This window comes from Nocardia grenadensis (genome assembly GCF_050942415.1).
Classification (GTDB): Bacteria; Actinomycetota; Actinomycetes; order Mycobacteriales; family Mycobacteriaceae; genus Nocardia; species Nocardia grenadensis.
The window spans coordinates 4,814,079-4,839,462 of record NZ_CP192054.1 but is presented as its reverse complement, the minus strand read 5'-3'; the positions used below and the strand labels follow the sequence as shown (position 1 = coordinate 4,839,462).

The 25,384-nt window shown below is 65.8% G+C and carries 29 protein-coding genes and 1 pseudogene; 18 read left to right on the top strand and 12 right to left on the bottom strand.

Going from position 1 to position 25,384, the window contains the following annotated elements:
- Positions 1-75: 75 nt before the first annotated feature.
- From nrdI to ACQPYS_RS22125, 3 genes are all read left to right on the top strand, one after another.
- Positions 76-525: a class Ib ribonucleoside-diphosphate reductase assembly flavoprotein NrdI gene (nrdI, locus tag ACQPYS_RS22135; protein WP_063039775.1), complete on the top strand. Its 450-nt coding sequence runs from the start codon at positions 76-78 to the stop codon at positions 523-525.
- Positions 522-2,681 carry a class 1b ribonucleoside-diphosphate reductase subunit alpha gene (nrdE, locus tag ACQPYS_RS22130; protein WP_433490687.1) on the top strand — a complete coding sequence of 720 codons (2,160 nt, stop codon included), beginning with the start codon at positions 522-524 and terminating at the stop codon, positions 2,679-2,681. Before nrdI ends, nrdE begins: the two co-directional genes overlap by 4 nt.
- A gap of 290 nt (positions 2,682-2,971) precedes the next feature.
- The gene (locus ACQPYS_RS22125; protein ID WP_433490686.1) at positions 2,972-3,658 is read left to right on the top strand and encodes a hypothetical protein; all 687 of its coding nucleotides are present in this window, start codon (positions 2,972-2,974) and stop codon (positions 3,656-3,658) included.
- A 75-nt stretch (positions 3,659-3,733) separates the two neighbouring features.
- Here ACQPYS_RS22125 and ACQPYS_RS22120 read toward each other — a convergent pair whose 3' ends face one another.
- On the bottom strand, positions 3,734-4,729 hold the full coding sequence (locus ACQPYS_RS22120; RefSeq protein ID WP_433490685.1) for an LLM class F420-dependent oxidoreductase: 996 nt from the start codon (positions 4,727-4,729) through the stop codon (positions 3,734-3,736).
- A 387-nt stretch (positions 4,730-5,116) separates the two neighbouring features.
- Between ACQPYS_RS22120 and ACQPYS_RS22115 the strand changes: the two genes are divergently transcribed.
- The 5 genes from ACQPYS_RS22115 to ACQPYS_RS22095 all read left to right on the top strand — a co-directional run bounded on the left by ACQPYS_RS22115 (position 5,117) and on the right by ACQPYS_RS22095 (position 10,558).
- The gene (locus ACQPYS_RS22115; RefSeq protein WP_433490684.1) at positions 5,117-6,088 is read left to right on the top strand and encodes a hypothetical protein; all 972 of its coding nucleotides are present in this window, start codon (positions 5,117-5,119) and stop codon (positions 6,086-6,088) included.
- Positions 6,089-6,220: 132 nt separating this feature from the next.
- On the top strand, positions 6,221-7,015 hold the full coding sequence (locus ACQPYS_RS22110) for a MerR family transcriptional regulator (protein WP_433490683.1): 795 nt from the start codon (positions 6,221-6,223) through the stop codon (positions 7,013-7,015).
- Positions 7,012-7,611, top strand: a complete 600-nt coding sequence (locus tag ACQPYS_RS22105) for a hypothetical protein (protein ID WP_433490682.1) — start codon at positions 7,012-7,014, stop codon at positions 7,609-7,611. The genes ACQPYS_RS22110 and ACQPYS_RS22105 overlap by 4 nt, the downstream gene beginning before the upstream one ends.
- Positions 7,612-7,910: 299 nt before the next feature.
- Positions 7,911-9,275 carry a magnesium transporter gene (gene mgtE, locus ACQPYS_RS22100; RefSeq protein ID WP_431939830.1) on the top strand — a complete coding sequence of 455 codons (1,365 nt, stop codon included), beginning with the start codon at positions 7,911-7,913 and terminating at the stop codon, positions 9,273-9,275.
- Between the two features lie 164 nt (positions 9,276-9,439).
- Positions 9,440-10,558 (top strand): Fic family protein, encoded by a 1,119-nt coding sequence (locus ACQPYS_RS22095; protein ID WP_433490681.1) that lies wholly within the window; start codon positions 9,440-9,442, stop codon positions 10,556-10,558.
- A 47-nt stretch (positions 10,559-10,605) separates the two neighbouring features.
- On the opposite strand, the gene ACQPYS_RS22090 is transcribed toward ACQPYS_RS22095, so the two are convergent.
- Positions 10,606-10,896, bottom strand: coding sequence for a hypothetical protein (locus ACQPYS_RS22090; protein WP_433490680.1), 291 nt, complete (start codon positions 10,894-10,896; stop codon positions 10,606-10,608).
- A 342-nt stretch (positions 10,897-11,238) separates the two neighbouring features.
- On the opposite strand from ACQPYS_RS22090, the gene ACQPYS_RS22085 reads away from it, so the two are divergent.
- The 4 genes from ACQPYS_RS22085 to ACQPYS_RS22070 all read left to right on the top strand — a co-directional run bounded on the left by ACQPYS_RS22085 (position 11,239) and on the right by ACQPYS_RS22070 (position 14,382).
- Entirely contained in the window at positions 11,239-11,802 is a 564-nt protein-coding gene (locus ACQPYS_RS22085) for a DUF3558 domain-containing protein (RefSeq protein ID WP_433490679.1), read from the top strand.
- 40 nt (positions 11,803-11,842) lie between these two features.
- Positions 11,843-12,316, top strand: coding sequence for a hypothetical protein (locus ACQPYS_RS22080; protein ID WP_433490678.1), 474 nt, complete (start codon positions 11,843-11,845; stop codon positions 12,314-12,316).
- Positions 12,313-13,485 carry a WXG100 family type VII secretion target gene (locus ACQPYS_RS22075; protein WP_433490677.1) on the top strand — a complete coding sequence of 391 codons (1,173 nt, stop codon included), beginning with the start codon at positions 12,313-12,315 and terminating at the stop codon, positions 13,483-13,485. The genes ACQPYS_RS22080 and ACQPYS_RS22075 overlap by 4 nt, the downstream gene beginning before the upstream one ends.
- A 123-nt stretch (positions 13,486-13,608) precedes the next feature.
- Entirely contained in the window at positions 13,609-14,382 is a 774-nt protein-coding gene (locus ACQPYS_RS22070; protein ID WP_433490676.1) for an ESX secretion-associated protein EspG, read from the top strand.
- Positions 14,383-14,417: 35 nt separating this feature from the next.
- On the opposite strand, the gene ACQPYS_RS22065 is transcribed toward ACQPYS_RS22070, so the two are convergent.
- Positions 14,418-14,996, bottom strand: coding sequence for a hypothetical protein (locus ACQPYS_RS22065; RefSeq protein WP_433490675.1), 579 nt, complete (start codon positions 14,994-14,996; stop codon positions 14,418-14,420).
- The gene (locus ACQPYS_RS22060; RefSeq protein WP_433490674.1) at positions 14,993-15,130 is read right to left on the bottom strand and encodes a hypothetical protein; all 138 of its coding nucleotides are present in this window, start codon (positions 15,128-15,130) and stop codon (positions 14,993-14,995) included. Before ACQPYS_RS22060 ends, ACQPYS_RS22065 begins: the two co-directional genes overlap by 4 nt.
- A 323-nt stretch (positions 15,131-15,453) precedes the next feature.
- Here ACQPYS_RS22060 and ACQPYS_RS22055 point away from each other — a divergent pair, with 323 nt between their 5' ends.
- Positions 15,454-16,329, top strand: a complete 876-nt coding sequence (locus ACQPYS_RS22055) for a helix-turn-helix domain-containing protein (protein ID WP_433490673.1) — start codon at positions 15,454-15,456, stop codon at positions 16,327-16,329.
- Positions 16,329-16,517, top strand: coding sequence for a DUF397 domain-containing protein (locus tag ACQPYS_RS22050; protein ID WP_063039802.1), 189 nt, complete (start codon positions 16,329-16,331; stop codon positions 16,515-16,517). The genes ACQPYS_RS22055 and ACQPYS_RS22050 overlap by 1 nt, the downstream gene beginning before the upstream one ends.
- A 357-nt stretch (positions 16,518-16,874) precedes the next feature.
- Here the strand turns inward: ACQPYS_RS22050 and ACQPYS_RS22045 are convergent, their stop codons facing one another.
- Positions 16,875-17,696, bottom strand: coding sequence for a mycofactocin-coupled SDR family oxidoreductase (locus ACQPYS_RS22045; protein ID WP_433490672.1), 822 nt, complete (start codon positions 17,694-17,696; stop codon positions 16,875-16,877).
- A gap of 330 nt (positions 17,697-18,026) precedes the next feature.
- On the opposite strand from ACQPYS_RS22045, the gene ACQPYS_RS22040 reads away from it, so the two are divergent.
- The gene (locus ACQPYS_RS22040; RefSeq protein ID WP_433490671.1) at positions 18,027-18,410 is read left to right on the top strand and encodes a pirin-like C-terminal cupin domain-containing protein; all 384 of its coding nucleotides are present in this window, start codon (positions 18,027-18,029) and stop codon (positions 18,408-18,410) included.
- Positions 18,411-18,755: 345 nt separating this feature from the next.
- Here the strand turns inward: ACQPYS_RS22040 and ACQPYS_RS22035 are convergent, their stop codons facing one another.
- Positions 18,756-19,175, bottom strand: coding sequence for a TIGR03086 family metal-binding protein (locus ACQPYS_RS22035; RefSeq protein WP_433490670.1), 420 nt, complete (start codon positions 19,173-19,175; stop codon positions 18,756-18,758).
- Between ACQPYS_RS22035 and ACQPYS_RS22030 the strand changes: the two are divergent.
- From ACQPYS_RS22030 to ACQPYS_RS22020, 3 genes and pseudogenes are all read left to right on the top strand, one after another.
- Positions 19,120-19,329: pseudogene (locus ACQPYS_RS22030) on the top strand (WYL domain-containing protein); the annotation flags it as partial. The gene ACQPYS_RS22035 and the pseudogene ACQPYS_RS22030 overlap by 56 nt on opposite strands.
- Positions 19,299-19,622: a WYL domain-containing protein gene (locus tag ACQPYS_RS22025; protein WP_433493102.1), complete on the top strand. Its 324-nt coding sequence runs from the start codon at positions 19,299-19,301 to the stop codon at positions 19,620-19,622. The pseudogene ACQPYS_RS22030 and the gene ACQPYS_RS22025, both read left to right, overlap by 31 nt.
- A 55-nt stretch (positions 19,623-19,677) precedes the next feature.
- On the top strand, positions 19,678-20,589 hold the full coding sequence (locus ACQPYS_RS22020) for a MerR family transcriptional regulator (RefSeq protein WP_433493101.1): 912 nt from the start codon (positions 19,678-19,680) through the stop codon (positions 20,587-20,589).
- Between the two features lie 72 nt (positions 20,590-20,661).
- Here ACQPYS_RS22020 and ACQPYS_RS22015 read toward each other — a convergent pair whose 3' ends face one another.
- The 6 genes from ACQPYS_RS22015 to ACQPYS_RS21990 form a co-directional block, all read right to left on the bottom strand.
- The gene (locus tag ACQPYS_RS22015; protein WP_431939818.1) at positions 20,662-21,021 is read right to left on the bottom strand and encodes a thiocyanate hydrolase; all 360 of its coding nucleotides are present in this window, start codon (positions 21,019-21,021) and stop codon (positions 20,662-20,664) included.
- An 18-nt stretch (positions 21,022-21,039) separates the two neighbouring features.
- Complete coding sequence (scnC, locus tag ACQPYS_RS22010) at positions 21,040-21,762, bottom strand: thiocyanate hydrolase subunit gamma (protein WP_431939817.1); 723 nt, start codon at positions 21,760-21,762, stop codon at positions 21,040-21,042.
- Between the two features lie 30 nt (positions 21,763-21,792).
- The gene (locus tag ACQPYS_RS22005) at positions 21,793-22,614 is read right to left on the bottom strand and encodes an SH3-like domain-containing protein (RefSeq protein ID WP_433490669.1); all 822 of its coding nucleotides are present in this window, start codon (positions 22,612-22,614) and stop codon (positions 21,793-21,795) included.
- A 413-nt stretch (positions 22,615-23,027) separates the two neighbouring features.
- Complete coding sequence (gene nrdF / locus ACQPYS_RS22000; protein ID WP_063039824.1) at positions 23,028-23,990, bottom strand: class 1b ribonucleoside-diphosphate reductase subunit beta; 963 nt, start codon at positions 23,988-23,990, stop codon at positions 23,028-23,030.
- Positions 23,991-24,161: 171 nt separating this feature from the next.
- Complete coding sequence (locus ACQPYS_RS21995; RefSeq protein WP_433490668.1) at positions 24,162-24,383, bottom strand: hypothetical protein; 222 nt, start codon at positions 24,381-24,383, stop codon at positions 24,162-24,164.
- Positions 24,384-24,757: 374 nt separating this feature from the next.
- The gene (locus tag ACQPYS_RS21990) at positions 24,758-25,012 is read right to left on the bottom strand and encodes a hypothetical protein (RefSeq protein ID WP_433490667.1); all 255 of its coding nucleotides are present in this window, start codon (positions 25,010-25,012) and stop codon (positions 24,758-24,760) included.
- Positions 25,013-25,384 lie beyond the last annotated feature (372 nt).

The following is a 25,384-nucleotide window of genomic DNA, read 5'->3' as shown; positions in this document are numbered from 1 at the left end:
CCCGCGCTCAGGCGCGATGGACATAGTCCGAGCGAACAGCGCACCCGACCGGGTCTTGGCAACAGGGGAGGTGAGATGTCCGAGTCGCATACGCTGGTCTACTTCTCCAGTGCGTCGGAGAACACCCACCGATTCGTCGAGAAGCTGGATATCCCGGCACTCCGGATTCCCCTGCACACCACCGACTCGCTGCGGGTCGACGAACCCTACGTGCTGATCGTTCCCACCTACGGGGGCGGTCGGCACGTATTCGGTTCGACACGTTCCGACAAGGAATTCGTCCCGCGCCAGGTCGCCAAGTTCCTCAACGATCCGCACAATCGCGCGCTGCTGCGCGGGGTCATCGCGGCGGGGAATACGAACTTCGGCGACACCTTCTGCTTCGCAGGTGATGTCATCTCGCGTAAATGCGGGGTGCCCTACCTGTACCGCTTCGAACTCATGGGAACCGCCGAGGACGTCGCCCGCGTCCGTGAGGGATTGGGATTGTTTTGGCACCAACAACGACAGCACCAGCAGGTATGACGGCCCGTCTGGAGCAGCCCCCGCAGCGTGCCGGTGAGCCCGGTGAGGTCCTGGACTACCACGCCCTCAACGCGATGCTGAACCTGTACGGTCCGAACGGCGAGATCCAGTTCGACAAGGATCGCGAGGCCGCGCACCAGTACTTCCGGCAGCACGTCAACCAGAACACCGTCTTCTTCCACAACCTCGACGAGAAGCTCGACTACCTCGTCGAGGAGAACTACTACGAGTCCGAGGTGCTCGAGCAGTACGGCCGGGCCTTCGTCAAGAAGCTGTTCCAGCAGGCCTACGCCAAGAAGTTCCGGTTCCCGACCTTCCTGGGCGCGTTCAAGTACTACACCTCTTACACCCTCAAGACCTTCGACGGGAAGCGCTACCTGGAGCGTTTCGAGGACCGGGTGTGCATGGTGGCGCTGACCCTGGCCGCCGGTGACGAGGTGCTCGCGGGCAAACTCGTCGAGGAGATCATCGACGGCCGGTTCCAGCCGGCCACCCCGACCTTCCTGAACTCGGGGAAAAAGCAGCGCGGTGAGCCCGTTAGTTGTTTCCTCCTTCGCATAGAGGACAATATGGAGTCCATCGGGCGCTCCATCAATTCCGCGCTGCAGCTGTCCAAGCGCGGCGGTGGGGTCGCGCTGCTGCTCAGTAATATCCGTGAACACGGTGCCCCGATCAAGAAGATCGAGAACCAGTCCTCGGGCGTCATCCCGATCATGAAACTGCTCGAGGACTCCTTCTCCTACGCCAACCAGCTCGGTGCGCGCCAGGGTGCGGGCGCGGTGTACCTGCACGCCCACCACCCCGATATCTACCGGTTCCTCGACACCAAGCGGGAGAACGCGGACGAGAAGATTCGCATCAAAACGTTGTCGCTGGGCGTGGTGATCCCCGACATCACCTTCGAACTGGCCAAGAAGAACGAGGACATGTACCTGTTCTCGCCCTACGACGTGGAACGGATCTATGGCAAGCCGTTCGCCGATGTCGATGTCACCGAGAAGTACTACGAGATGGTCGACGACAAGCGGATCCGCAAGTCCAAGATCAAGGCGCGTGAGTTCTTCCAGACCATCGCCGAGCTGCAGTTCGAATCCGGCTACCCCTACATCATGTTCGAGGACACGGTGAACCGGGCCAACCCGATCGCCGGCAAGATCACCCACTCGAACCTGTGCTCGGAGATCCTGCAGGTCTCCACCCCGTCGATCTACAACGACGACCTCACCTACGCGCATGTGGGCAAGGACATCTCCTGCAACCTGGGATCGCTCAATATCGCCAAGGCGATGGATTCCCCGGATTTCGCGCGCACCATCGAGGTCTCGATCCGGGCGCTGACCGCCGTCTCCGATCAGACCCATATCAACTCGGTTCCCTCGATCGAACAGGGCAACAACTCCTCGCACGCCATCGGCCTCGGTCAGATGAATCTGCACGGCTACCTGGCGCGCGAACATATCCACTACGGGTCCGAAGAGGGCCTGGACTTCACCGATATCTACTTCTACACCGTCGTCTATCACGCCCTGCGGGCCTCGAATATGCTTGCGCGGGAACGTGGTACGTACTTCGGCGGGTTCCCCGAATCCAAGTACGCCTCGGGTGAGTACTTCGACAAGTACACCGATCAGGTATGGGAGCCGAAGACCGAGCGGGTCGCGCGGCTGTTCGCCGACGCCGGTATCCGTATCCCCACCCGGGACGACTGGCGGGAGCTGAAGGCCGCGGTCATGGAGCACGGCCTCTACAACCAGAACCTGCAGGCCGTCCCGCCGACCGGGTCGATCTCCTACATCAATCACTCCACCAGCTCCATCCACCCGGTGGCGTCGAAGATCGAGATCCGCAAGGAAGGCAAGATCGGCCGCGTCTACTATCCGGCCCCGTACATGACCAACGAGAACCTGGACTACTACCAGGACGCGTACGAGATCGGCTACGAGAAGATCATCGACACCTACGCCGCGGCCACCCAGCACGTGGACCAGGGCCTGTCGCTGACCCTCTTCTTCAAGGACACCGCCACCACCCGCGACCTGAACAAAGCCCAGATCTACGCTTGGCGCAAGGGCATCAAAACCCTCTACTACATCCGCCTGCGGCAGATGGCGCTGGAGGGCACCGAGGTCGAGGGCTGCGTGAGCTGCATGCTGTAGTCCTCGTGCAGGATACAGGCCGGCCCTGGTGATCAATGGGCGCACAGTGGCACCGCATGTCGGAAGTGGTGGAACGGATCACCGGCGCTTTGATGAGATTCACCGAGCGGGATATTGGTCGGCGGCAGGACTTCAACGGGACGATCCGGACCGGTCCTGCAGCCGCCGGCAACGCAGAAGAGGCATCCGTCGGCCTGCTCGGTGGAGACCGGATCGAACATTCACGGGATCCCGCTTCGGGGCGGCCGGAACTGTCGCGGTCGTATCGGCCGACGCCGGAGGAGCAGGCGATGAGTTCCCGGCGGTTGAGATCCGAAGACGAGTTGACCGCGTCGCTGCCGCCGGGCAACAACGGTGTGCACATCATGCGGGACAGCGCCGACGAATTGGTGGTCTACAAGCCAGCGGCCGAGGAAACCTTCGAAGGGATCAGCTGGATTCGGCACGTGCCGGGTGAACTGGCGAAGCGGGAGGTCGCGGCGTATCGCATCAACCGGTTGCTGGGGTTCGACCTCGTACCCCCCACCGGGCTGATCGAGCGGGGGCCGCATGGCCCTGGCTCCGTGCAGGAATACCGCAAACTGCGACCCGATGAGGAGTCCTGGCACGCCTTCGACGCGAAGCAGCAGCAACAGGCGGCCGTCCTGCACTACATCATCGGTATGCCGGATGGGTTGGCCCACAATTACCGGCGCGACCAGAACGGTGACCTGGTTCTATTCGACCACGGGTACGCCTTTCCACAGGCCCGGGACCCCCGTCGCGATGACGCGATATCGTTCGGGATCGACTCCGACTTCGCGGACACCCACCGCGGCGCCGACTTCGATTCGGACGTACTGGAAGCGGTGGATTCCCTGTCCCCTGAACAGGTGCGTGCGGCCCTCGACGACCTCGGCTTCGACGAGAGCGCGATCGGTGGAGTCCTGGGGAGAATCGAAGACATCCAGTCCGCACGTACCATTCCGAGCGTCTGATACGGCTCCGATATCGCGCGGTGGTCCACGGCGTATTTGTCGGACTCGGAGTGCCGGGACCACCTCTGCCCGAAGTCAGGAAAGCGCCGGGAGGACTTCGCGTTCGAAGAGTTCGATACCGCTGGTGTCGTAGGCCGCTTCGGGGAAGTTGAAGATGGCGTAGCCCAGCCCGCGATCGCGGACGGCGGACAGTTTCTCCACGATCTGCTCCGGGGTGCCGGCCGCCGCGCTGCCATTGTTCAGGTTGTCGACATAGGCGCGGGCCTTCTCCTCGCCCAGGACCGGGGCGATCCGGGCGACGTGCTCGGCTTTTCGCTGTTCGACCTCGGCCTCGGTGGCGCCGATGGCGACATTGAAGTTGGCGCTGCGCACGATGGCGTCGAAGTCGGTGCCGACCTCGGCGCAATGCGCGCGCAGGATCTCCGATTTGTGGGTGAACTCGTCGGGGCTGTTACCGGCGAAGTTGGTGTAGTTCGCGTACTTCGCGGCGATACGCAGGGTTTTCTTCTCGCCGCCGCCCGCGATCCACAGCGGCGGGCCGCCCTCCTGGGCGGGTAGCGGGCGCACGATCGCACCGTCCGCCTGGTAGTAGCGGCCGTCGAGGGTGGCGGTGCCGGTCTGCCAGGCCTGACGGAAGATCTGCACCCCTTCGTCGAGCCGGCCGAGCCGCTCCCCGGCGGTGGGGAAACCGTATCCGTAGGCACGCCATTCGTGTTCGTACCAGCCACCGCCGATACCCATTTCGGTGCGGCCGCCGGAGATGAGGTCCACCGTCGCCGCGACCTTGGCCAGGTAGGCCGGGTTACGGTAACTGATCGCCGTACACATCTGCCCCAGCCGCACCCGGGTGGTGGTGGCGGCGAAGGCGGACATGAGGGTCCAGGCCTCGTGGGTGGCTTCCTCGCTGGGCTCCGGAACGGTGTGGAAATGGTCGTACACCCACAGCGACTCCCATACCGGGTGCGCATCGGCGCGGGCAGCCAGACCCCGCATCACCTCCCAGTGGGTAGCGGGTTCGAGACCTACCAGGTCGAGACGCCACCCCTGCGGGATGAAGATTCCGAAGCGCACAGCACTCTCCTCAGATGTCGGGCCCGGGGCCACCGCGAGATATCTCGGTCTCCACTCTGGCAAGCCCTGGGCGGGTGGGCAACGTTTGTACGCTGACCGCGCCGAATTGCTGGTGCCGCCACCGCACGCCCGCACCCGAGTGCGGCTGCCCGGTACGGGCGCCCCCTGCCCGAGTCGCATTCCACGGGTGGTACCGCCTGTCTGAGGACTGCTCCCCGTGGCGAACGGGCCGACGAAATCCGTCGATCGGGCCCGGGCGGTCGGCCTGGTCACGCCGTGGACGCCATCGGCCACCGTTGCGTCACCTCTGCCGAAGGTGACAGCCACGGCAGTCTTGTGCGACATTGCTGTCGATAGACGGAACACCAGCGACACAGGGAGTTCTCCGTGCGCCCGATGACCGGTCCCGAAGGTATCACCGAGGTCAAAAGCCGCCTCCTGAAAGCTTTCACGGGCTGGTCGGGTGATTTCAAAGACAAGGTAAGTGACGTCAGAGCGGGGGCATTGAAGCTCGAAGGACTGCTGGCCGATGTCGAGCGGAAAAGTCATCTGACGCTGACGTTCGCTGTCGACAGAAGTCCTCTTCTCGGCAGTGTGCCCGGAAGCCGCCGAGCCGATGACATCGGCGAGAACTCGGCGCCGCTGGATGGCTCGCACATCGGCAAACCGGACGCCGGGCGAGGGCAGACCATCATCGACTCCCATATCGAACGCGCAGGCTGGGTGACACCAGGATCGAAAGAGCTACGCACGTACGAGACCGACAGGGGCACCAGAATCCCGCCGCGCACCTGGGAAACGATCTCGCACCTGGCACCCGAAGGGCCCTGGTACTACCGAACGCCAGAGGGTCTGAAAGGGCTGTTCTACCTGGAGCGAGACCTCGGTCAGCAACTGGACCACTTCGAACCACGGGGCAAGATCAATCCACACTTCAATTGCCACGGCTATACATTCAGCCGTGACGGTGCAGCCGGCTGGCTTCCCGGCGCGAAAGTCGACGACATTTTGGCCGACAACGGGTTTCGCCGGGTGACCGACGAAAGTTCCGCTACCCCGGGGGATGTCGTCGTCTATCGGGCGGCACCAGGAGACGGCGAGGAAGCCGGCCGCGGCGTGATCAATCACACGGGCGTGGTCGCGCAGGTCGGCCCCGATGGAATCATGGTCGATTCCAAGCTGGGCGCACTGTCGATTGCCCGGCATGAAATCGGCGAATTCGACGACCGGCAGGGACCACACGAGATCTATACAACCGATCGCCCCGATGGACGATTCCTGACCCCCGTCCCCGGCTCCGAAACCGCCGCCCCCCCATGGCCATACGAACCCGGCGAGGCATCGGACGGGGCACGGTGACGAGAGTGTGACCGAGCTCGCAGCCCCGTACGGCATAGGACGAACCGGAGCCGGACGCCGGCGGGCCCGGTGTGTCCGATTCCAGGCCCCAGTACTTGACTGCGACGTAGCGTCACACCCGAAGCTGATGGTGTGAGAATCAGCGAGATAGCCACCGCCGCCGGAACGACTCCCCGCGCCGTCCGCCACTATCACCGGCTGGGCCTGCTGCCCGAACCGGTCCGCCCCGACGGCGGCTATCGCGACTACGGACTGGCGGAGCTGGCGCGACTCATGCGTATCCGCTGGCTCGCCGACAACGGGTTGCCGCTGGGTGCGGTGGCCGCGGTGTTCGAGACCGAGCGCGGGACATCGGATACCGATGATCTCCGCGCGGATCTGGCGGCCCTGCACGACGAGATCTCCCACCGCGTCGCCCAGCTAGTCCGTAAGAAGGAAGGGCTCGGCCGAATGCTGGCCGCCGTCGACGCCGGCCGCACGCTCACCGCGCTACCCGCAGAGCTCGCCGACGTGCTCGACGCTGCCCGGGACCAGGCCGACGATCTGGAACGCGCGGCACTCGACCGGGAGCGCGATCTCCTGGAGATCATCGCCATCTCCGGCGACACTCCGGAGGAGATGTTCACGTGGTTCGCGCGCGCGTTCTCCGATACCTCGGCACGGGAGAGCTACCGGCGGATGCTGCGGGGCTGGGAGCAGTTGAGCGGCCGGGCGGTGGAGCGGTCCGGGGAGTTGATCGAACGGGTGGCATACGAGCTCGCCGCCGGGCTGCGCGCTGCCGACTTCGAATCGCTGGCGGCTTCGACCGCGTCCAGCGACGCGAGCGGCCCCGATCTGTCGCTGGTGGCACTCGTGCCCGATCCGGCCCAGCGCCGCGCGGTACTGCGGGCGATCGAACTGCTCACCGGCACGGACGTTCGACCGTGACCGGGCGCCCATCCAGGTTCCTGCGGAACCAGGGCCGGGCCTACCTCGGGGTCTGGTTGTGGTTGCGCCGTCGCACCGATTGCGACGGCCGGGAACGTGAACCGTTGCCCGGCACGCGGGGCGCGCTGGCGATGCCCCTGGCCTTTCTGGCGGCGACCCTGCTGGAGATGGCGGTGCTCCACCTCCTGATTCCGTGGGCGTGGCTGAGTATTTCGCTGGGCGTGCTGTCGCTGTGGTCACTATTGCTGCTGTTCGCGGTGTTCGTCGCGGATATCGCCTACCCGCACTACGCCACCGATCGGGCGCTGGTGCTGCGCCGCGGCGGCCGCGAGATCGCGACCATCGCATTCGACCGGATCGCGGCCGTCACCGAACACCGGCGCTACAACCACACCGGGACAGCACTGGACGGCGACCGCCTGTTCCTCGCCGGACCGGATGGCACCACCATCGATGTGACGCTGCGCGAACCGACCGATATCCGGGTGGAGTCACCGGTGCCCAGCGGTAGGATCTCCGCCGCGGTGACCCGGATAAGCCTGTTTCTCGACAATCCCGAGCAACTCCGTGGCGCGCGGACACGCCCGGAAGTGTGAAACGCCGTGTGACGAACCTTTCGATGCGGGCTTCCCATGGTCAGGATGTATTCTGATCAAGAATGCGTTCGCATTCATAGACAGTTATCCGGATCGGGCGTGTACCCACGCGCGCGGCGGCGACCTAAGAGGAGGTGGTGTTGCAATGCGCAGCGAACCTCCCAGTCGAAGGCCGCGCGGCGCCGTCCGCCCGCGCTTCCGCCAGCAGTAACTGTCGGCGGAGCGGCCCGGCTCGGCGCCTCGCGGTGTGACTTTCCTTCGAAATCACTCGCAACTCACTGCTGTGCCGAGGACTTCTCATGTCGCAGATCGATCTCATCGAAGTGCCGACGACGCTGTCGGAATCCCTCCAGGACGTGGTCGAGAGCCACCGCGTCGATGCCGCGCTGCACTGGCTGGACAACCATCCGCCGCACGTCATCGCCGACGAACTCGCACGGATGAATGCCGTCGAGGCCGGGGTCGCGTTCCGATTGCTGGACAAGGATCTGGCACTCGCGGTGTTCGAGGAACTCGAACCCGTCGATCAGCAGCAGATCCTGCAGGGTCTGCGGGATCAGAGCTTCCGCGAACTCGTCGAGGGCATGGCACCCGACGACCGCGCCCGCATGCTGCGCGAAGCGCCGGCCAAGGTGGCGAAGAAAGCCCTCGCCGGGCTGAGCCCTCGCGAACGCCGGATGACCGCCGCGCTGCTCGGCTACCCCGAGGGTTCGGTCGGCCGGTACATGTCGCCCGAGGTCGTCGCGATCCCCGGCACCCTCACCGTGGCCGACGCCCTGCGCACGGTCCGGCTCAAGGGCGGCAACGCCGAAACGGTCTACACCCTCCCCGTGGTCGACGCGGGCCGCCGCCTCCAGGGCATCGTGGAACTGCGTGAACTCGTACTCACCGGCCCCGACACCATGGTCGCCGACCTCGTCGTCACCGAACCCGCCTTCGTCCGCGCCACCGATTCGGCGGAGAAGGCCGCACGCCTCATGCGCGAGACTAACGACATCAACCTGCCCGTCGTCGACAGCGAGGACCGGCTGGTCGGGCTGCTCACCATCGACGACGCCGTCGAGGTCATCGAGGCCGCGGACAGCGAGGATGTCGCCAAACAGGCCGGTTCGGCGCCCTGGGAAGGCCACTACATGGCCGCCGGGGTGTTCCAGCTCGCCCGCTACCGCGCGCTGTGGCTGATGCTGCTGCTGGTGGCGGCCACGCTGACGGTAAGTGTGACCGGGTTCTTCGAAGCCACCCTCGAACAGGCCGCGCAGCTGGCGCTGTTCATTCCGCTGCTCATCGGGGCGGGCGGTAATGCCGGTGCGCAGGCTGCCACGGCCTGTGTGCGTGCGGTCGCGGTCGGCGAGGTACGCGGCGGCGACCTGTTCAAGGTCATCTGGCGGGAGTGCCGGGTGGGGTTGGTGCTCGGGACGATGCTCGCCGTGGTCGGCGTGATCATCGGCGGATTGTTCGTGGGCCCCCGGGTCGCGTTGGTCGTCGGGGTCACGCTGGTGCTCATCTGTGCCTGGGCCGCCACCATCGGCGGGACCATGCCGCTGCTGGCCAAGCGGCTGCGGATCGACCCGGCGGTGGTGTCGGCGCCCATGGTCACGACGCTGGTCGACGCGACCGGGCTGATTATCTACTTCACCACGGCGAAGCTGGTGCTGGGGATCTGAGCGGGGCAGCGTCGGGTCGAGTCCGGCGCTGGGGCGGCCCGGCCCGTGCCATAGGAGTGATGGTTCGCGGGTGCTCGTTCGTCGACAGCGCGGCGAAGCCCGTGCGGGGAATCGAAGGCCTATTCACCGCAGAATCTGCGGTGAATAGGCCGTAGTATCGCCGCATGACCTCCGGGTACCGGAAGTACATCTGGCAGCGCGCCGGCTGGCCGGTGTTCGAATACGACGCCGCCCGCTTGGCTGCGCCGCTGGCCGAGGTGGCACATCAGCAGGGTCGTCTGCTGGGCCGGCTCGCCGAGACAGCCGACTCCATCCAGGACGAGGCAAGCCTGGCCGTGCTAACCCAGGATGTGGTCAAGACCAGCGAAATCGAAGGCGAGTTATTGGACGTGGCCTCTGTGCGTTCTTCCCTCGCCCGTCACCTCGGAGTGGATATCGGTGCGCTTGCGCCGACCGATCGGCATGTCGACGGTGTTGTCGAAATGGTGCTCGATGCCACCGCGCACGACGACCGGCCGGTCACCGCGGAACGTCTGTTCGGCTGGCAAGCCGCCCTTTTCCCTACCGGATACTCCGGTAGGACCCGGATCGGCATCGGTGCCTGGCGCGCCGATGAGGCCGGCCCGATGGAGGTGGTCTCCGGTGGCTACGGTCGACAGCGGGTGCATTTCGAGGCGCCGCCGGCCACGCGGCTGGACCTCGAGATGCGAAAGTTCCTGGACTGGGTCGATGCCGATACCGCGGAACCGGCGATAATCAAAGCCGGATTGGCGCATCTGTGGATCGTGACCGTGCACCCCTTCCACGACGGAAACGGCCGCGTCGCGCGCGCCCTCGGCGACCTGTGGCTGGCGCGTGCGGACCATAGTTCCCGGCGGTTCTACAGCCTCTCCGCGCAGATCCAGCGCGACCGTGCGGCGTACTACCGGATCCTGGAACGCACCCAGAAGGGCTCGCTCGATGTGACGGAGTGGCTGATCTGGTTCCTCGAAGCGCTCCGGCGTGCGATCGCCCACTCGGACGAGACGGTGGACAAGGTCCTGCTGAAGTCCCGTTTCTGGCGGCACCAGCAGTCGCTCCCGCTGAACGACCGCCAAATAACGATGCTGAACCGGCTCCTGGATGGGTTCAACGGCAAACTCACCACCCGCAAATGGGCCATCATCACCAAATGCTCTCAGGACACCGCCCTGCGCGATATCAACGAACTGGTCGACCGCGGAGTATTGCTGCGGTCGGACGCGGGCGGTCGGAGCACCTCCTATGAGCTGGCGGCGCTCTGATGCCCGGCGGACGCGGGTGGTTATGGGTTCATCGGAGCGGATGAAAATCACCGGCAGGCCGTACTCTCGGCGATCTCGGCGAAATCGGCCGCCTGGCGTGGCGACGGGACGAATCTGCCCCCGTCGTAGCCGAGCCGCACCCGACCTCCCGGTACCAGCGAGAACCGCAAACCCGCCCGGTCGAACAACGCAACTCGCTGTTGCCGGCCCGCGTACTCGTGGCGGCGGACACCGACCAGCTCTGCGCTGTTCCCGCGGGCTGTGGCACGCGCTACCCGCGACGCCGATTCGTCGGACAGTTCCCGCCACCGTGCAGCGGTCAGATCGACATGGGCCACCCGGCATTCTCCTGAGAGGCGTCGTACGGTGCCAAGCCGGAAGAGTAGGCCCCGGTGGGAGTGGTATTCGACGTAGGGCACTCGACAGTCCGCAGACAAGAAGCAGAGTGGAGAACATCGCGTTTTCCCAGGCGCGCAGAGGATTTGGTCGCCGCTCGACGTGGGTTGGTGAGCAGGGGGACGAATTCGCCGGCGCGTTGACTATGCGTGCAGGTCCGGGAGGCTTGGCGGTTGCGTCGAGTTTTTAGCGCCGGTAACGTCTGGACGAGCCGGCAGCAGGGGGCGGAGACGCCGGTCCTCCCCAAGGGTCGGACGACTGATGGTATCGGCGGTGGAGGTCGGATGGTGGCCAGGGGCAATCGGAAGCGACTGACCGCACTGGTGTGCGGGGCCGTCTTCGTGCTGGCAGGGTGTGACTCCTCGACAGAAGGGGCTGCCAGTCCTGAAGTTCCGGCCGGGCCGACTCTCGCCGCGCAGATTCCGGCAGGGTTCGACCCCTGCACCGACATTCCGCAGGATGTTCTCGACTCGGAGGGACTACGGAGCAAGAATCCGGATAAGTCGGAGAGGTCGAGCGGAGCGAAATGGGTCGGATGCTTGTGGGCACAACCGGACGGCTATGGGGTCAGCATCCGGACAACGAATCTCACCGTGGAGCTCGTGCGAAGTAAAAACTTTGCCGATGCCACCGAGTTCACGGCCGGTGGTCGCCCGGCCCTGTCGACGCGGCAGCTGGAACATCGCCCGGAAGAATCCTGTCACGTCAACGTGGAGATGAAAGGCGGCAGCCTGGAATTCGGGCTGACGAACCCACCCTCGCGGAGTAAGAGCGGGCAGACAGACACCTGTGTGCTTGCCCGGGCTCTGGCTGAAATAGTCGCGCCGTCCATCCCTGCTGGGGCATAGCACGCACATTCCACTACTGCTCCACGGGAGGGTGAAGTTAGTGAGTGATAATCCAGCGCCGCGGCCGATGGCCAATATGCTTGCTGCGGCATCCGAAGGCCAGATCACTGTCCGAATGACTCCGGAGGACTTCATCTACCTGGACCGCGATTGCGAAACTTTCAAGCTGCTGATCACCAATATAGAAACAATCGCGGACGACATATCCCGACAAGACGTGTGGGGCCTGGGAGAAGCCAACGACCGCTTGACATCTGCACGTGCGATGGTCGGTCGGTACAAGGTGAAGGGCAGGGGTGCCCCAGATGGCAATGGCGTCTACGAAATCATGGAGCAGCACTATCGGATCGTCGAAGATATACAGAATGTTTTCCGGATCATGCGCGACCAGATGATGCAGGCTGATAGTGAATGGGCCGCCGCCTTTAATTCCTTGAGTGAGACCCTTCCTGATCGGCCGCCCGTGGCGCCGACCCTCGGACCGTACATTCTTCCGGGCGGATCGACACGATGAGCAACACTCCTGATTACGAAAACCCGACCATCCTGGGTGGTGGCGAGCACACTAATGAATGGGAACACTCCGAGATCAAAGCGGCATTCAGTCCGCTTCTCGTCCAAGATGCGATCGACCAGGCGGAGCGGTACTGGCAGATGCGTCAGCTGTGGGAGCAGGGTGTCGAGACGTTCATACGTTCCACTCGAGCCTCGCTGGCGCAGTCCTGGTCCGGCCCGGCCGCCGAACAATCCAAGCAGGCCATCCAGGACTACATCGACCAGTACGCTCGCCCGGCGACATCGGCGCTCGAAGCGCTGTCCGCTGGAGTACGCAATGCTGCTACCGCCATCGTCGAAACCAAGAACGCCATCGGTGACCCTCTGACCACCGATGGATTCAAGGGTTGGTTGAACGAAACGTTCAACGACAGCGAGATCGGTCGGCGTACCGAGGCGGCCAGGGTGGCGATGCAAACCCATTACGTCGGCCGGTTCGGGGAACTCGATACCCAGATCCCGGTGATTCCGGTCCCTGTCGGTCCCACCTCCACAACCGATATCCCCGCCCTGCCACCCGGCGGATACGACACCGATACCGGGAACCCCGGCGCTACCACCTCGGAGAGCCCCACCGGTACGGCAGGGGAGACGCCTGCCGGCGAGACGCCGGGGACGCCGGAGGCCGAGACGCCGGGCGAAGCCCCCGGTGAGGAGACGCCGGAGTCGACCGCCACCGACCCCGGCGATACCACCACGGACCCCGGCGATACCGCCACCGCCCCCGCGTCCACCGCAACCCCCACCGGCACCACCCCCACTGTCCCTGCGGGCACAACCCCGTCCGGTGTGACCACAAGTCCCGGCTCGCCGGGCGGCGCACCTCCGGGGGGTCCCGGTTCCCCCGGTACTCCCGAGTCGCCGACGCCCGGTCGGACCGTCCAGGGCGCACCGAATACCGCCGCCGGCGTCCCGGCCGCGGCGTCCGCCGCCGCGGCGAACGCGGCGGCCAACCGTGGGATGACGGGTATGCCGATGGGTGGCGCCGGTGCGGGACGTGGTGGTCAGGATGACGAGTCGAAGCGTTCGACACCCGATTACCTGATCAATCAGGAGAACACCGAGGAGTTGCTGGGTGATATCCCGCCCACCATCGCCGGTGGCGTGATCGGACGCAACCCCGACTAGAAGCCGAGAGTTTCGCCGTACGAATCGCTCGGTCAGCCGGCCGAGCGGTGTTCGGTGCGGTACCGGAACGTCGTCAATACATCGCGGGAACTGTTGTCCCGCAACGAAAAAGAGGAATGATCGATGTCCGAGTGGACGTGGGAGCCGGATGATTTCGCGGCGCTGTGGTACAGCGACGCCTACGACCGGTTCCCCAGCCCACTGCGCTACACCAGCCGTTTCGCCTTCAACGATGAAGCCCGGGCGCATCGTCTCGCGGTGCGGGAGCGGTATACGCGGGAGGAGCGCGCCACTATCCAGGTGGCCCTGGATACGCTGGGCACCTCGACAATGCATATCGCGATCTTCGGCGGCACCGTCGCGCACAAACGCAGCACCGGACGCGGCGATATGCGCAACTACCGGATCGTGGGCGCGCGCACCGAGAGCCATGCGGTGACGATGAGCCAGGCCGGTAATGCCGACGACTTCGGGTCGATTCAGGTGCGACTGTTGCGGCCGGAGCAGCTGGCGGCCCGGCTGGTGACCACGTTGCCCGGGTGCGCGCCCGGGACAGCCGGACCCGAGACCTTCCATCCCGACGATGTGGACTCCCGGCCGGAGCAGTTCGAGAATCCGCAGCGCACTCGCGCGCGGGACCGGTATCGGCGGCTGGTCCGGAGAGAGGCCGACGGTGGCGGTTGCGCGGTGCTGCGAATGGGGCGATTCGATGCGAATGCCGACCCGCTCCGATTGCTGGAATGGCACGATATCACCGGCGACGGCCGCTACATCGAACAGCGCGGCACCCACGTGACGGTGCGCCCGGCCACCCCGGCCGAGTTCACCCGCCATTTCGGCAGCTGGCTGGATCTGGGCTGGCGCCGGTTGGCGGAGGAGCACGCCGACGCCTGGTGAGCACGGGCTTCGGTGCGGGCGGACACGGGTGGCACTCACAGTCCGGTCCGTTCGCGCGGGTTCGTGATCCGCAGCCTCAGTAGATGCGGATGGTTGGCGGCGTCGAGAGCGAGTGCGGCGGTCCACAGGGACGCGTCGATGGATTCGGGTAGGCGCCAATCCGGTGGTGCGACTGCGGGGTACCGCAGGAGTACCGGGTCGGCGGCGCACTGGTGGGGGCGGACTGCCCACCACTGGCGACCGGCGGCATCGATGGTGGCGGCCGCGAGCATATCCGGCCCGGCGGGCAGTCGCGCCGCGGCGGTACGGACAGGTGCCGGGATGTGCCGTGCGGCATCGCGGGAATCCAGTTGATCGGCGAAAACGAGGAAGACGAAACCGAATCCGAACATGCCGGGGCCGAGGACGGCACGCACTCGGGCGGCCGCCACATGGATCGGATTCGGATCCGTGACGCCCCGGCTCGGATCGACCTCGGCGCATTCGGCGTGGATCGTCTCGCCGTCGAATCGGAATCCGAACAGTACGGGCAGCGATCCGGCGGGTACGACCGGCAGGAAATGCGCGGTGATCTCGGCGACCGACTCGTCGTCGGGGTAGCGGATTGCGGTCATCCGAGCAGTCCCCGCGCGACGGTATGCGCCCAGAACTCGTGGCGGATCGTATCCCACAGCAGGGCGTATTCGGGGAACCGCTCGCGCATATCCGCGAGGTCGGTGCAGGTGTCGGCGGGCAGCGGCATGCTCACGCCCGAAGTGTCGCGCACCTCCAGAATCCGGATCGCCCCGCCATCGAGTCGCCAGGCCGCCACCCGGCCTTCGCATTCGGTGTGGCGCGTCGGCGCGGGTGCACCGGCGGCGCCGGAGCCCGCCGGGAAAGCGTCTTTGCGACAACGTCTTCCGTATCTCTCGGACATGCGACTATGTTGCTGCAGGTCACAGACTCGGCGTGGGTCGACGGGAGGCCGTCACGGGATCGATCGGAAGTCGCAGCACGTTTCCCGGTACCTGCCTACGATTGTTCTCGAACTGAGAAACGCCGGGCGATTCGTTGAGAAACAGGGGAGGCACGATGCCGAGCAAGGCGGATCTCAGCGGCACCACACTGCCGCGGCGGCAACTGGGGAGAGCGTTGCGCGACGCGCGCCACGCACGCGGTTCGACGCTCGAACAGGTGGCTCGGGAGACCGAGTTCAGCCGGGCGACATTGAGCCGGATCGAACTGGGGCAGTACGAGCGGATCAAGGTTCGGGAAGTCGAATACCTCTGCCGTTACTTCGATCTGCCGGACGATCGCACCCAGTATCTGATGGCCATTGCCGCGGAATCGAATACGAAGGTCTGGTGGCAGAACTATCGACATTTTATGCACGAGGGATTCAGTTCCTATCTCGAGCTGGAGGCCTATGCCACCGATTTGCGGTTCTTCCAACCGCTTGTGATTCCTGGCCTTCTTCAAACGGCCGACTATGCCAGAGCTATCTACCGCGCCTACGCGCCGGACGACCGCGAGCAGCAGATAGACAGCCGGGTAGAGGTGCGGATGCAGCGTCAGCGACGGCTCGCGCAGCGGCGGTCGAAGACTGGGATGGAGTACTTGCTGCATGAGAACGTGCTGCACACGGTGGTTGGTTCGAAGCGAATCATGGCAGCTCAGTGCCGGGCAATCGCCGATACGAGCACCCACGACAACGTCACTTTGCGAATACTGCCTTTCGCCGCCGGGCTACCGACCGGTGATGTCGTCCAGCCTTTCATCGTGCTCGACTTCCCGGATAGCGAACCGGCTGTGGTCCACTCTGAGGGTGCCATCGGCTCCATGACTTTCGAGGACGCCGATGATGTGATGCGGTTTCGCTCACTGTACGAAACGCTCCGGTCCGCGGCGCTCGATGAGGTGACTTCACGAGATCGAATAAGAGGAATCGCAAGGAGATACGACCAGTAATGGGCGAATTATCGGGTGTGCAGTGGTTCAAGTCGTCGTACAGCGGGGGTGGTGGCGACTGCGTGGAAGTCGCATGGTTGGGATCAGGACGGGTAGGTGTCCGGGATTCCAAGAACCCGGTCGGTCCGGCGCTGGACTTCGCGCCTGCGGACTGGGACGCCTTCATCGCCCGGATGCGCGGGGACTGAAAACGATCTCCCGTCGTCTCAGGGCGCCGGGAACTGTGGCGCGGGTCCGCCCCACCTCGGCCTGATCCGGGCCGAAGGCCGTGACCGTCGGAACCAGATCACCGGTGACAGGCGGTCCGGCTACGAATGTGTACCCGATATGGCCACCGGCGATAACAGGGGTGGCGAAGAACTCCCGATAGTCCCAGTGAGCGTCGCGACACCTGGACGATTTCATTGTGTCGGCCGCCTCGGTGAGGTGCACGATCACGGCCCGGCCATCACCGGGGTCACGGCGGCGCAATACTTCATCCTGTCGGTCCGGACTCGAAGGTCTCTGCCGCGGTTCGCCAATCCAGTGGATCCGAATAGATCCGCTCAGACCGTGTGGGTGCTCAGGCCGCCTGAGATTGTCAGCGCTTCGCCGTTGTAGCGGCCGCCGGAGTCGGAGACGAGTAGCAGGATCAACTCGGAGACCTCTTCGGGCTGGATCAACCCGCCCCCGGCCTCGAACATCGCCATGGCGTCCTCGCGGGTGGGGTTCTCGTGGTCGGGCATCAGTTCGCGGTAGGTGGCGGGGTTCATGATCATGTCGGTCTGTACGCCCGAGGGGAGGACCGCGTTCACGGTGATGCCGTGTTCCGCGACCTCCTCGGCCAGTGATTTCACCAGGCCGACCACACCCCATTTCGCGGCGGCGTAGTGGCCGGATCTGCGGGCGCCCATGCGGGCGACGATGGAGGCGGTGGCGACGATGCGGCCCGCGCCGCGCTCGATCATATGTGGGACGACGGCGCGGAAGCTGTGGTAGACGCCGGTCAGGTTGACATCGATCATGTCCTGCCAGGTCTGTTCGGGCATTTCGGCGATCAGAGCGTTGGATGCGATGCCCGCGTTGGCCACGAGGATGTCGATACGGCCGAATTCGTCGATGGCGCGGTCGGCGACGGCGTAGAGCTGTTCCTGATCACGAACGTCGGCGGTGACGGGTATACAGCGGCGGCCGGTGTCGCGGACCAGTTTCACCGTATCGGCGAGGTCGTCTTCCGAACCGAGTGCGTAGGGCACGCTCGCGATGGGCGCGGCGATATCGCACAGCACGATATCGGCGCCCGCCGTGGCCAGCGTCACGGCGTGCGAGCGGCCCTGCCCGCGTGCGCCGCCGGTGACGACAGCGACTTTTCCGTCCAACTTCCCCATGGTTCCTCCCTCGTCGGCTCGATGCCCCCATCCTCACATTGCCGGCGCGCGTTGCATGCCGGTTCGGAGTATCGCCAGTATTTGATGCCGGTGTATCCGGCGATTCCGGCGCCCTGCACGGCGTGCAGCTCTGGTACGCGCTGCCGGACGCGACGAGGTTCAGCGAGAACGCGTTCGCGCACTATGCGCCGGAATCGGTGACACGCCCCGGCGTCACGGCACGTGTGTTCATCGGAGCGCTGCTCGGATCGAGCTCCCCTCGACACGCGAACCCCGGACCTGTTCGGTGCCGAGCTGGTACTCGAGCCCGGCGCCTCGACACAACTCGCCGTGCGGGCCGACTTCGAACACGCCGTCCTCGCCGTGAGCGCCGAGGTCACGGTGAACTCGGCCGCCGTCGACCATCGATCACTCGCCTGCATACCGCCCGGATCCGACACCTTGGTCATCACCGCGGGCGACACCGGAGCCCGCGTCATCCTCCTGGGAGGCGTCCCGCTGCGGGAGCAGATCGTGATGTGGTGGAACTTCGTCGGACGCGATCACCAGGAGATTGTCGAGTACCGGCGCCGCTACCAGGCCGAGCTCGGTTTCGAACCCGCCGACCCGAGGGATGGCGGAAAGCCTGCTCTGTTCGGCGAGTCCCCACCCCACCAAAAGCCGCCACTACCGGCGCCACCGCTGCCGAATGCCAGACTCCGCCCGTGCGAGTAAACCGCGGGCGAGCCCGACGACCATGCCCGGACACCTGCGTTCGCCGGGCCCGTACATCCTCGACGGCGGCCTCCGGTTCGGCCACGCGCCGGCCGTGACGAACACGTACGCCCAAGCCCGCCGGTCGAACGGCGGTGGCCGGACCGACCCCGCCGGCTCCTCCGGCGACCACTGAGGTCTTGCCAACCAGCTGTCCCGCGCTCGAACGGCTGTACTCGCGCCACGGGTTGACGGACCGGCATTCGGGAGACCGGCGCGAATTCGAAATGGTCCTCGGCCTGTAGGGCGGCCTGCCCACCGCACCGGCCCGATCTGCGACGCGGTGCGACGGGCGCGCGGAAACCGTCAGCGGCTCTCGGGCCGGCTGCGGCCGAGGAAGGCGGCCAGTCGCTCCGTCGGTCCGGCCTCGGCGGGCGGCTCGACGCGAATACCGAACGGTGACCCGGGACCGCGGAACGCGTCGCTCAACGCCCGGTCGGCGATGGCCTGCGCCTTGGCCACCAGTGCCGGGTCGGCTTCCGCGGGCTGTCCGATGGATACGGCCAGGTCCCAGCCGTGCGCGACGGTTTCCATGAGGTATCCGCCGACGGCGAGTCCACCGGGGGCCTCGCCCCAGGGCGCGATGAGTGTGCGGGTCAGCAGTGTGTCGTCGGCCCACCGGTCGAGGGCGGCGCTCGACCGTTTCAAGTAGTCCTCACCGGGCCGGTTCGTGTCGATATCGGCTCGGGCGGGGAGCGGGCGTGGGTCGGCGCCGGTTGTCGGCACGACCTGGTATCTCGTCGCCGCCCATCGGGGCAGGCCGCGCAGCTACCGGGTGTCCCGGATCAGCGCCGTGCGCCGGCTCGGTGAACCCGGCCGCCGGCCGCCGGACCTCGATCTGCACCGGGTGTGGCGGCAGATGCGCGACGACTTCCGTGCAGCGCCCGCCACCGAGATCGTGCTGCGCGTGCACCGGCCGCGACTATCGCTGGTGTTGCGGTCCCTGGCGGTGACGCCGCGCTCGGTGACCCCGATCCCGTCCCCGGCGAGCCGGATGTGTACCGGCTGCCGGTGCGCAGTGTGGAAGGGGCCGCGGCCGTGCTGGTGGGTTTCGGCGCCGAGGTCGATATCCTCGCCCCGGCGGAGTTGCGGGACCGGATCATCGCGATCGCGGAGGCCGCCGGCGAACATCATCGGACGGCATCGGGGCGGCCGGATCCTGCCGACATGTGATACGGGCGAAATACCTGTTGACTCTCCATCTACTGGAAGGTTCAGGCTGATTCCCGTGAGTGACTACGAGGGACTGTTCACCATCGGTGAGTTGGCGCGCCGCACTGGACTCTCGGTGCGGACCATCCGGTTCTGGTCGGACTCCGGAGTCGTACCGGCGACCGATCGGTCGCCGTCCGGCTACCGGCTCTACGACACCGAAGCGGTGGCCCGGCTCGATCTGGTGCGCACGCTCCGTGAGCTGGGCCTGGACCTGCCGACTGTGCAGAAGGTGTTGCGACGACAGGCCACCGTGGCCGAGGTCGCCGCATCACACGCCCGCGCCTTGGACGCCGAGATCCGCACCCTGCGGATCCGGCGCGCGGTCCTGCGTTCGGTCGCTCATCGAGGAAGCTCGACCGAGGAGATGAGAATTATGCACAAGATGGCCGAACTGTCCGCCGCCGAACGGCAACGGTTGATCGACGACTTCGTCAACGCCATGTTCGACGGGATAGCGGGCGACGCGCCGGGCGCGAATATCGCGCACGGGATGCGCATGCTGCCCCCTGAACTCCCCGACGACCCGAGCCCGGAGCAGGTGAACGCCTGGATCGAATTGGCCGAACTGGTGACCGACACCGACTTCCAGGCCCGTTGCCGGCAGATGGCGGTGGTCGGCGCCACCGGCGAGACCGGGCCGGAGAGCGACATCGATCCGGATCGTGTGTCCGAGTACGCCGGGCGCGCGCTCGATGAAGGCGTGACACCCGGATCTGTCCGCGGCAAAGAGGTACTGGAACAGATCATCGACGCCGCTCTGCCCGCGGCGGCACGCCGGCGATTGGCCGATCGGACCGAGGTATTCACCGACCGCCGGGTCGAGCGGTACTGGGAGCTGCTGGCAGTACTCAACGACTGGCCGCGGCGGGAACCTCGCGTTCCGGCCTGGGAGTGGTTCATCGACGCGTTGCGTGCCCACGCCTGATCGGTGTCTTCCGGTGCGGTGACACCGTCGCCGCACCGGAGACGCGTTCTTCCACACGCACCGACGACCGATTCATCCCCCCGCTTCGAGCCTGGCCCGGACCTCCTCGATATGGCCGGCCAACTCGGCTTCGTCGATGACTCCTCTGGCGATCAACGAATGCGCCAGCGCGACGAGCTGATTCTCCGGGAACGGCAGCGCCGGATACACCTCCTCGGTGAGACGGTCCTCCTCGTCACGCCGGGTGAGCAGCGGCAGTGCCGCCCCTTCGCGGTCGAGGGCGTCGCATATTCCGTCCAGACTCGATTTCCACGGTGGCGACGGGTTTTCGACGCCGTACTTGTCGGCCATTCGTGACCACACCTGCCCCCGGGCGATCATCTCCTCCAACAGCGGCACTCTGACCCGCGTGATGTCCTCGCTCACTGGCATCTGTTGTCCTCCGGTCCGTCAGTAGTTCTGCGCCGGGTGCACCGCGGTGTGTAGGGGGCGTTCCACGTCCGCGGTGCGTCCCGGCTTGGGCAGGGCGACGCCGATCAAACAGTCACGTGTCACGATCTGGGTGAGCTCCTCCTCGCTCCATCCCTGCGTGCCGTCCGGGCGTACCGGTAGGACCATGAACCGATGCTTGGAATTGGAGTCCTCGACGCGGATCTCGACATCTTCGGTGAGGTAGAGGCCGAATTCGGCGAGAACCTGACGCGGCCAGCGGACGAGCCGGCGGCGGTAGTTCGGGGTCCGGTACCACTCGGGCGAATTCCCGAGCAGCGGACGGGGGTAGCAGGAGCACAGGCTGCAGCAGACCACGTGATGCAGCGTCGGTGTGTCCTCGAGGACGTGCAGCGCGGTGAAATCGCTGGGGGTTCCGAAGCCGGTCGGTTTCAGCCAATCGATGCCGACCTCATGGCATGCGGTGATGGCGTCGTCCAAGGCGAGCTGCTTGAAGTCGGGGTCGGACCACGCCTTGGCGACGAACCGGGCACCCGGCGCCGGACCCAACTGCTCGAAATACTCGGTGTACCGGCGGTGGTCCTCGGCGGTGAACAGTCCCTTCTCGATCGCGAGTTCGCGTAGCGCGACCTCGAGCACCTCGAAATCGGTGACCTCCTCCACCATCGGCGCCGCGTGCCGGGGTGCTTCGGTGTCCTCGCCTTCGTTCGATATCCCGCTCATCGTGTTCCTCCCACTGAGGTGTAACCCGGTCTACGAGATCGCCTGGAGCCAGGGCTCCGATATTTCCGCCTGCAACGTGTCGCCGGGGGATCCTCGATACGGATCCCACAGATCTGTCATATCGAAGCGCACGATGTAGAACCATTCGGGGCGCCGGTCCTCGCGGTCGAACGCCTCGTCTTCCGGTATCGGGCTCTCGTACGACACTTTGACGACCGTCCCCGGTTTACCGCGCAGATACTCCTGGGTGCGGGTGTAGAAGATGGTCGGAAGGTCACGCACCAGTACCCGGTCGCCGACTCCGAACCGGGGAGTTTCCGCCTGCCCGGCGAAACATTGGGGATCGCCGTGACCGACCGCGTCACGGTGATGAATATTCCGGGCCACCTCGGTACCGTCTCCGGTGCCACGGGGCGCGGCCGTCAACGGGCCGGAGCTGCCCGCGCTGCGCTCCCGGACCTCCTGGGTTCGTTCGAGCAGTTCACGCAGCGTGATATGCCGTTTGTCGATGAGGCAACGAGCGACGGCCAGCACCCAGCGGCCGTAATACGGAAATCCGAGATATTGCGTACGCCCGACATCGACATTTCCCAGCCGGCGGCGTTCCTCGGAAGTCCAGATGCCCCGCCAGCCCAGCACCTCGCAGGTGATGAACGTATTGAGCTCCCAGACCTCCTCTTCCTTCTCTTCGAAAACAGCCGGCGCATCGGGTTCCCCGCCCACATCGTGCGGGGTTTTCATGAATGCCCGAAAGAGCGCGTGATCGATCTGATCGGGGTAGGGCCAATCGCGGAGCTGGTGTAGCGCGACGCGCAGTTGACTGACGTAGTCGTCCATGACCGAATTTGCCATGATCGCCATCTCCCTGAAGTGGGTAGGTCGCCCTCAACCTTAACGGCGGTCGGTCGGATTCACCGGTTTCGAAACCATCAAATCTGTGACTCGGTTCCGAGGGTAACGACCAGCCGATACTCCGGTTCGATATAGGTAAGCCGGCTGCGTCGGACGCCGAGCGTGTGGGCCGCTACCGCACCTACCCGCACGCCGAGCATCGGCTCGGCGCCGTACTACCGGTCGGCTGCCAGGACACTGCGACCGCCGGGTGGAGCCGAATCGACGCCCGGCTCCACCCGGTCTCCGGACGTTTCGCGGAGTCTCCGCCGCTCGCCGACCATCGATACCCATCGCCGCGACCCCGATGCGGCGGTCCCGCTCGACAGGATCCCTCGAATCGTCCGCTCAGCCGGATATCGGCGCCGTTCCGGTCAGAACTCCCAGTCCTCGTCCTCGGTGTTGACCGCTTTGCCGATGACATAGCTGGAACCCGAACCCGAGAAGAAGTCGTGGTTCTCGTCGGCATTGGGGGACAGGGCCGAGAGGATGGCCGGATTCACCTCGGTCTCGTCCTTCGGGAACAGGCCCTCGTAACCCAGGTTCATCAGGGCCTTGTTGGCGTTGTAGCGCAGGAACTTCTTGACATCCTCGGTCAGGCCGACCTCGTCGTAGAGGTCCTGGGTGTAGTCGACCTCGTTGTCGTAGAGCTCGAACAGCAGCTCGAAGGTGTAGTTCTTCAGCTCGTCGCGTTCGGCCTGGGTGACCTGTTCGAGTCCGCGCTGGTACTTGTAGCCGATGTAGTAGCCGTGCACCGCCTCGTCCCGGATGATCAGGCGGATCATATCGGCGGTGTTGGTGAGCTTGGCGCGTGAGGACCAGTGCATCGGCAGGTAGAAGCCGGAGTAGAACAGGAAGCTCTCCAGCAGGGTGGAGGCGACCTTACGCTTGAGCGGGTCCTCGCCGCGGTAGTACTCGAGGACGATCTCGGCCTTGCGCTGGAGGTTGCGGTTCTCCTCCGACCAGCGGAAGGCGTCGTCGATCTCGCGGGTCGAGCACAGGGTGGAGAAGATCGAGCTGTAGCTCTTGGCGTGCACCGACTCCATGAACGCGATATTGGTGAGCACCGCCTCCTCGTGCGGGGTCAGCGCGTCGGGGATGAGGCTGACCGCGCCGACGGTGCCCTGGATGGTGTCCAGCAGGGTGAGGCCGGTGAACACCCGCATGGTGAGTTGTTTCTCGTCGGCGGTGAGGGTGTTCCAGGAGGGGATGTCGTTGGACACCGGGACCTTCTCCGGCAGCCAGAAGTTACCGGTGAGCCGATCCCAGACCTCGGCGTCCTTCTCGTCGGGTACCCGATTCCAGTTGATGGCCGAAACCCGATCGATGAGCTTCATGCTGCTTCCACACCCTTCCCAACGAATCCGACGACTGCTCAGCGCGTGCCGTAACACTACCCCTTGGGGGTTGAATCGCCGAGCGCTACCACAACTTGTGTTTCACGCGTCGAATGCGCTAGGGAGCGGGAGATTTCGGCGCGCGTGGGCCCCGCAGGCGCCGAGCGTACTTCAGTCGTTGGACGGTGGTTTGTGGTGGCCATCGGATCTGTCGTCACTCGACGGTGCCATGGCGAGACCGAAGGCCAGCCCGAAGCCGATACCCAGCCCGATTCCGAGGACCAGGTTGTTCAGCACCACGAGGCCGAGCGGGATACCGATCGCCAGTCCGATGGCGATCCCGATACTCAGCCGGCTCGCGAGTGAGCGATCACCCTCAGTGTTGCCGCCCATACTTCGACGGTACGCCGGTTAAGGCTGCTCACCTGCGAAAACAGGGTCTCGGAACGGTTGATGTCCGATTGCGGACCGGTGGCTTCGGCGGTGTGCGGGATCCGGTGGGCCGTGTTCCGGTCAGCCGGCCGGACCAGCGTTCCGCGGTTCTACGCCGGGCCCGATGCCGGAGGCGGTGCCGTCGCCGGGAGGTGGGCCCGCGGGCGGAGCACCACCGGGCCCCGCGCCACCTGCGGGCGGTTCCGGCGGGGGCCGCCCTGTCCGGGACCACCGTCGGCTCGGTTCGCCGACTTCTCGGCTAAGCGATGGTGAGCGAGATCTCCATCCCGCTCCCGGGATCGCCGGTCACCGTGGCCGGCTCGGCGTCCCGGCCGTCACCGAAGACGTTGTCCCCGGCCGGCGTCACCTCTCCCGAGGTTCGTCACACTGCGGGCATAACCGGAGTCGGCACCGAAGACCTGCTCGCAGGCTTCCCGCGGCAGCGCGATCTGGGCGGTCAGCCGGGCGTTCTCCCCGGCGCCCGCGGTGCCGCTCGCGGCGGTGAATGCTGCCGAACCGGTGGTGCGGTGCCGGTACCGGACGAGCAGGCCGCGGTCACGGATGCGGTCCCGACCGCGCCCGTGATCCACAGCGCCCGCCGGCGGCCCAGCATCACCGACATATCGTGGGCGAGCCCGAGATCGTGTTCGTAGGGTAGTTCCGTCTGTGGCCGTTCAGGTCGTTTCCGCACGTGGGCACCTCTTTCCGATGGGGTGAGAACCACGGTAGGGACGCTGTCTGGCGGATTACTGGAGCCGCACTGTGAGTCCTCTGTGGACCGATCGGCGCCTGTTCGGCAGGCGATGCCGCCGCGCGGTACCGGGCTCCGGTCCTGCTGTGCGGTGAGACCCGGCGGGTGGCTCGCACGGAGTGCCGGGCGGCGGCCCCGTACCGGCGACCGCCACCCCGACCGGGTGTGCGGGCGGCGTCGGTCCCCACGAGGTGGAATGCCGACCACGTAC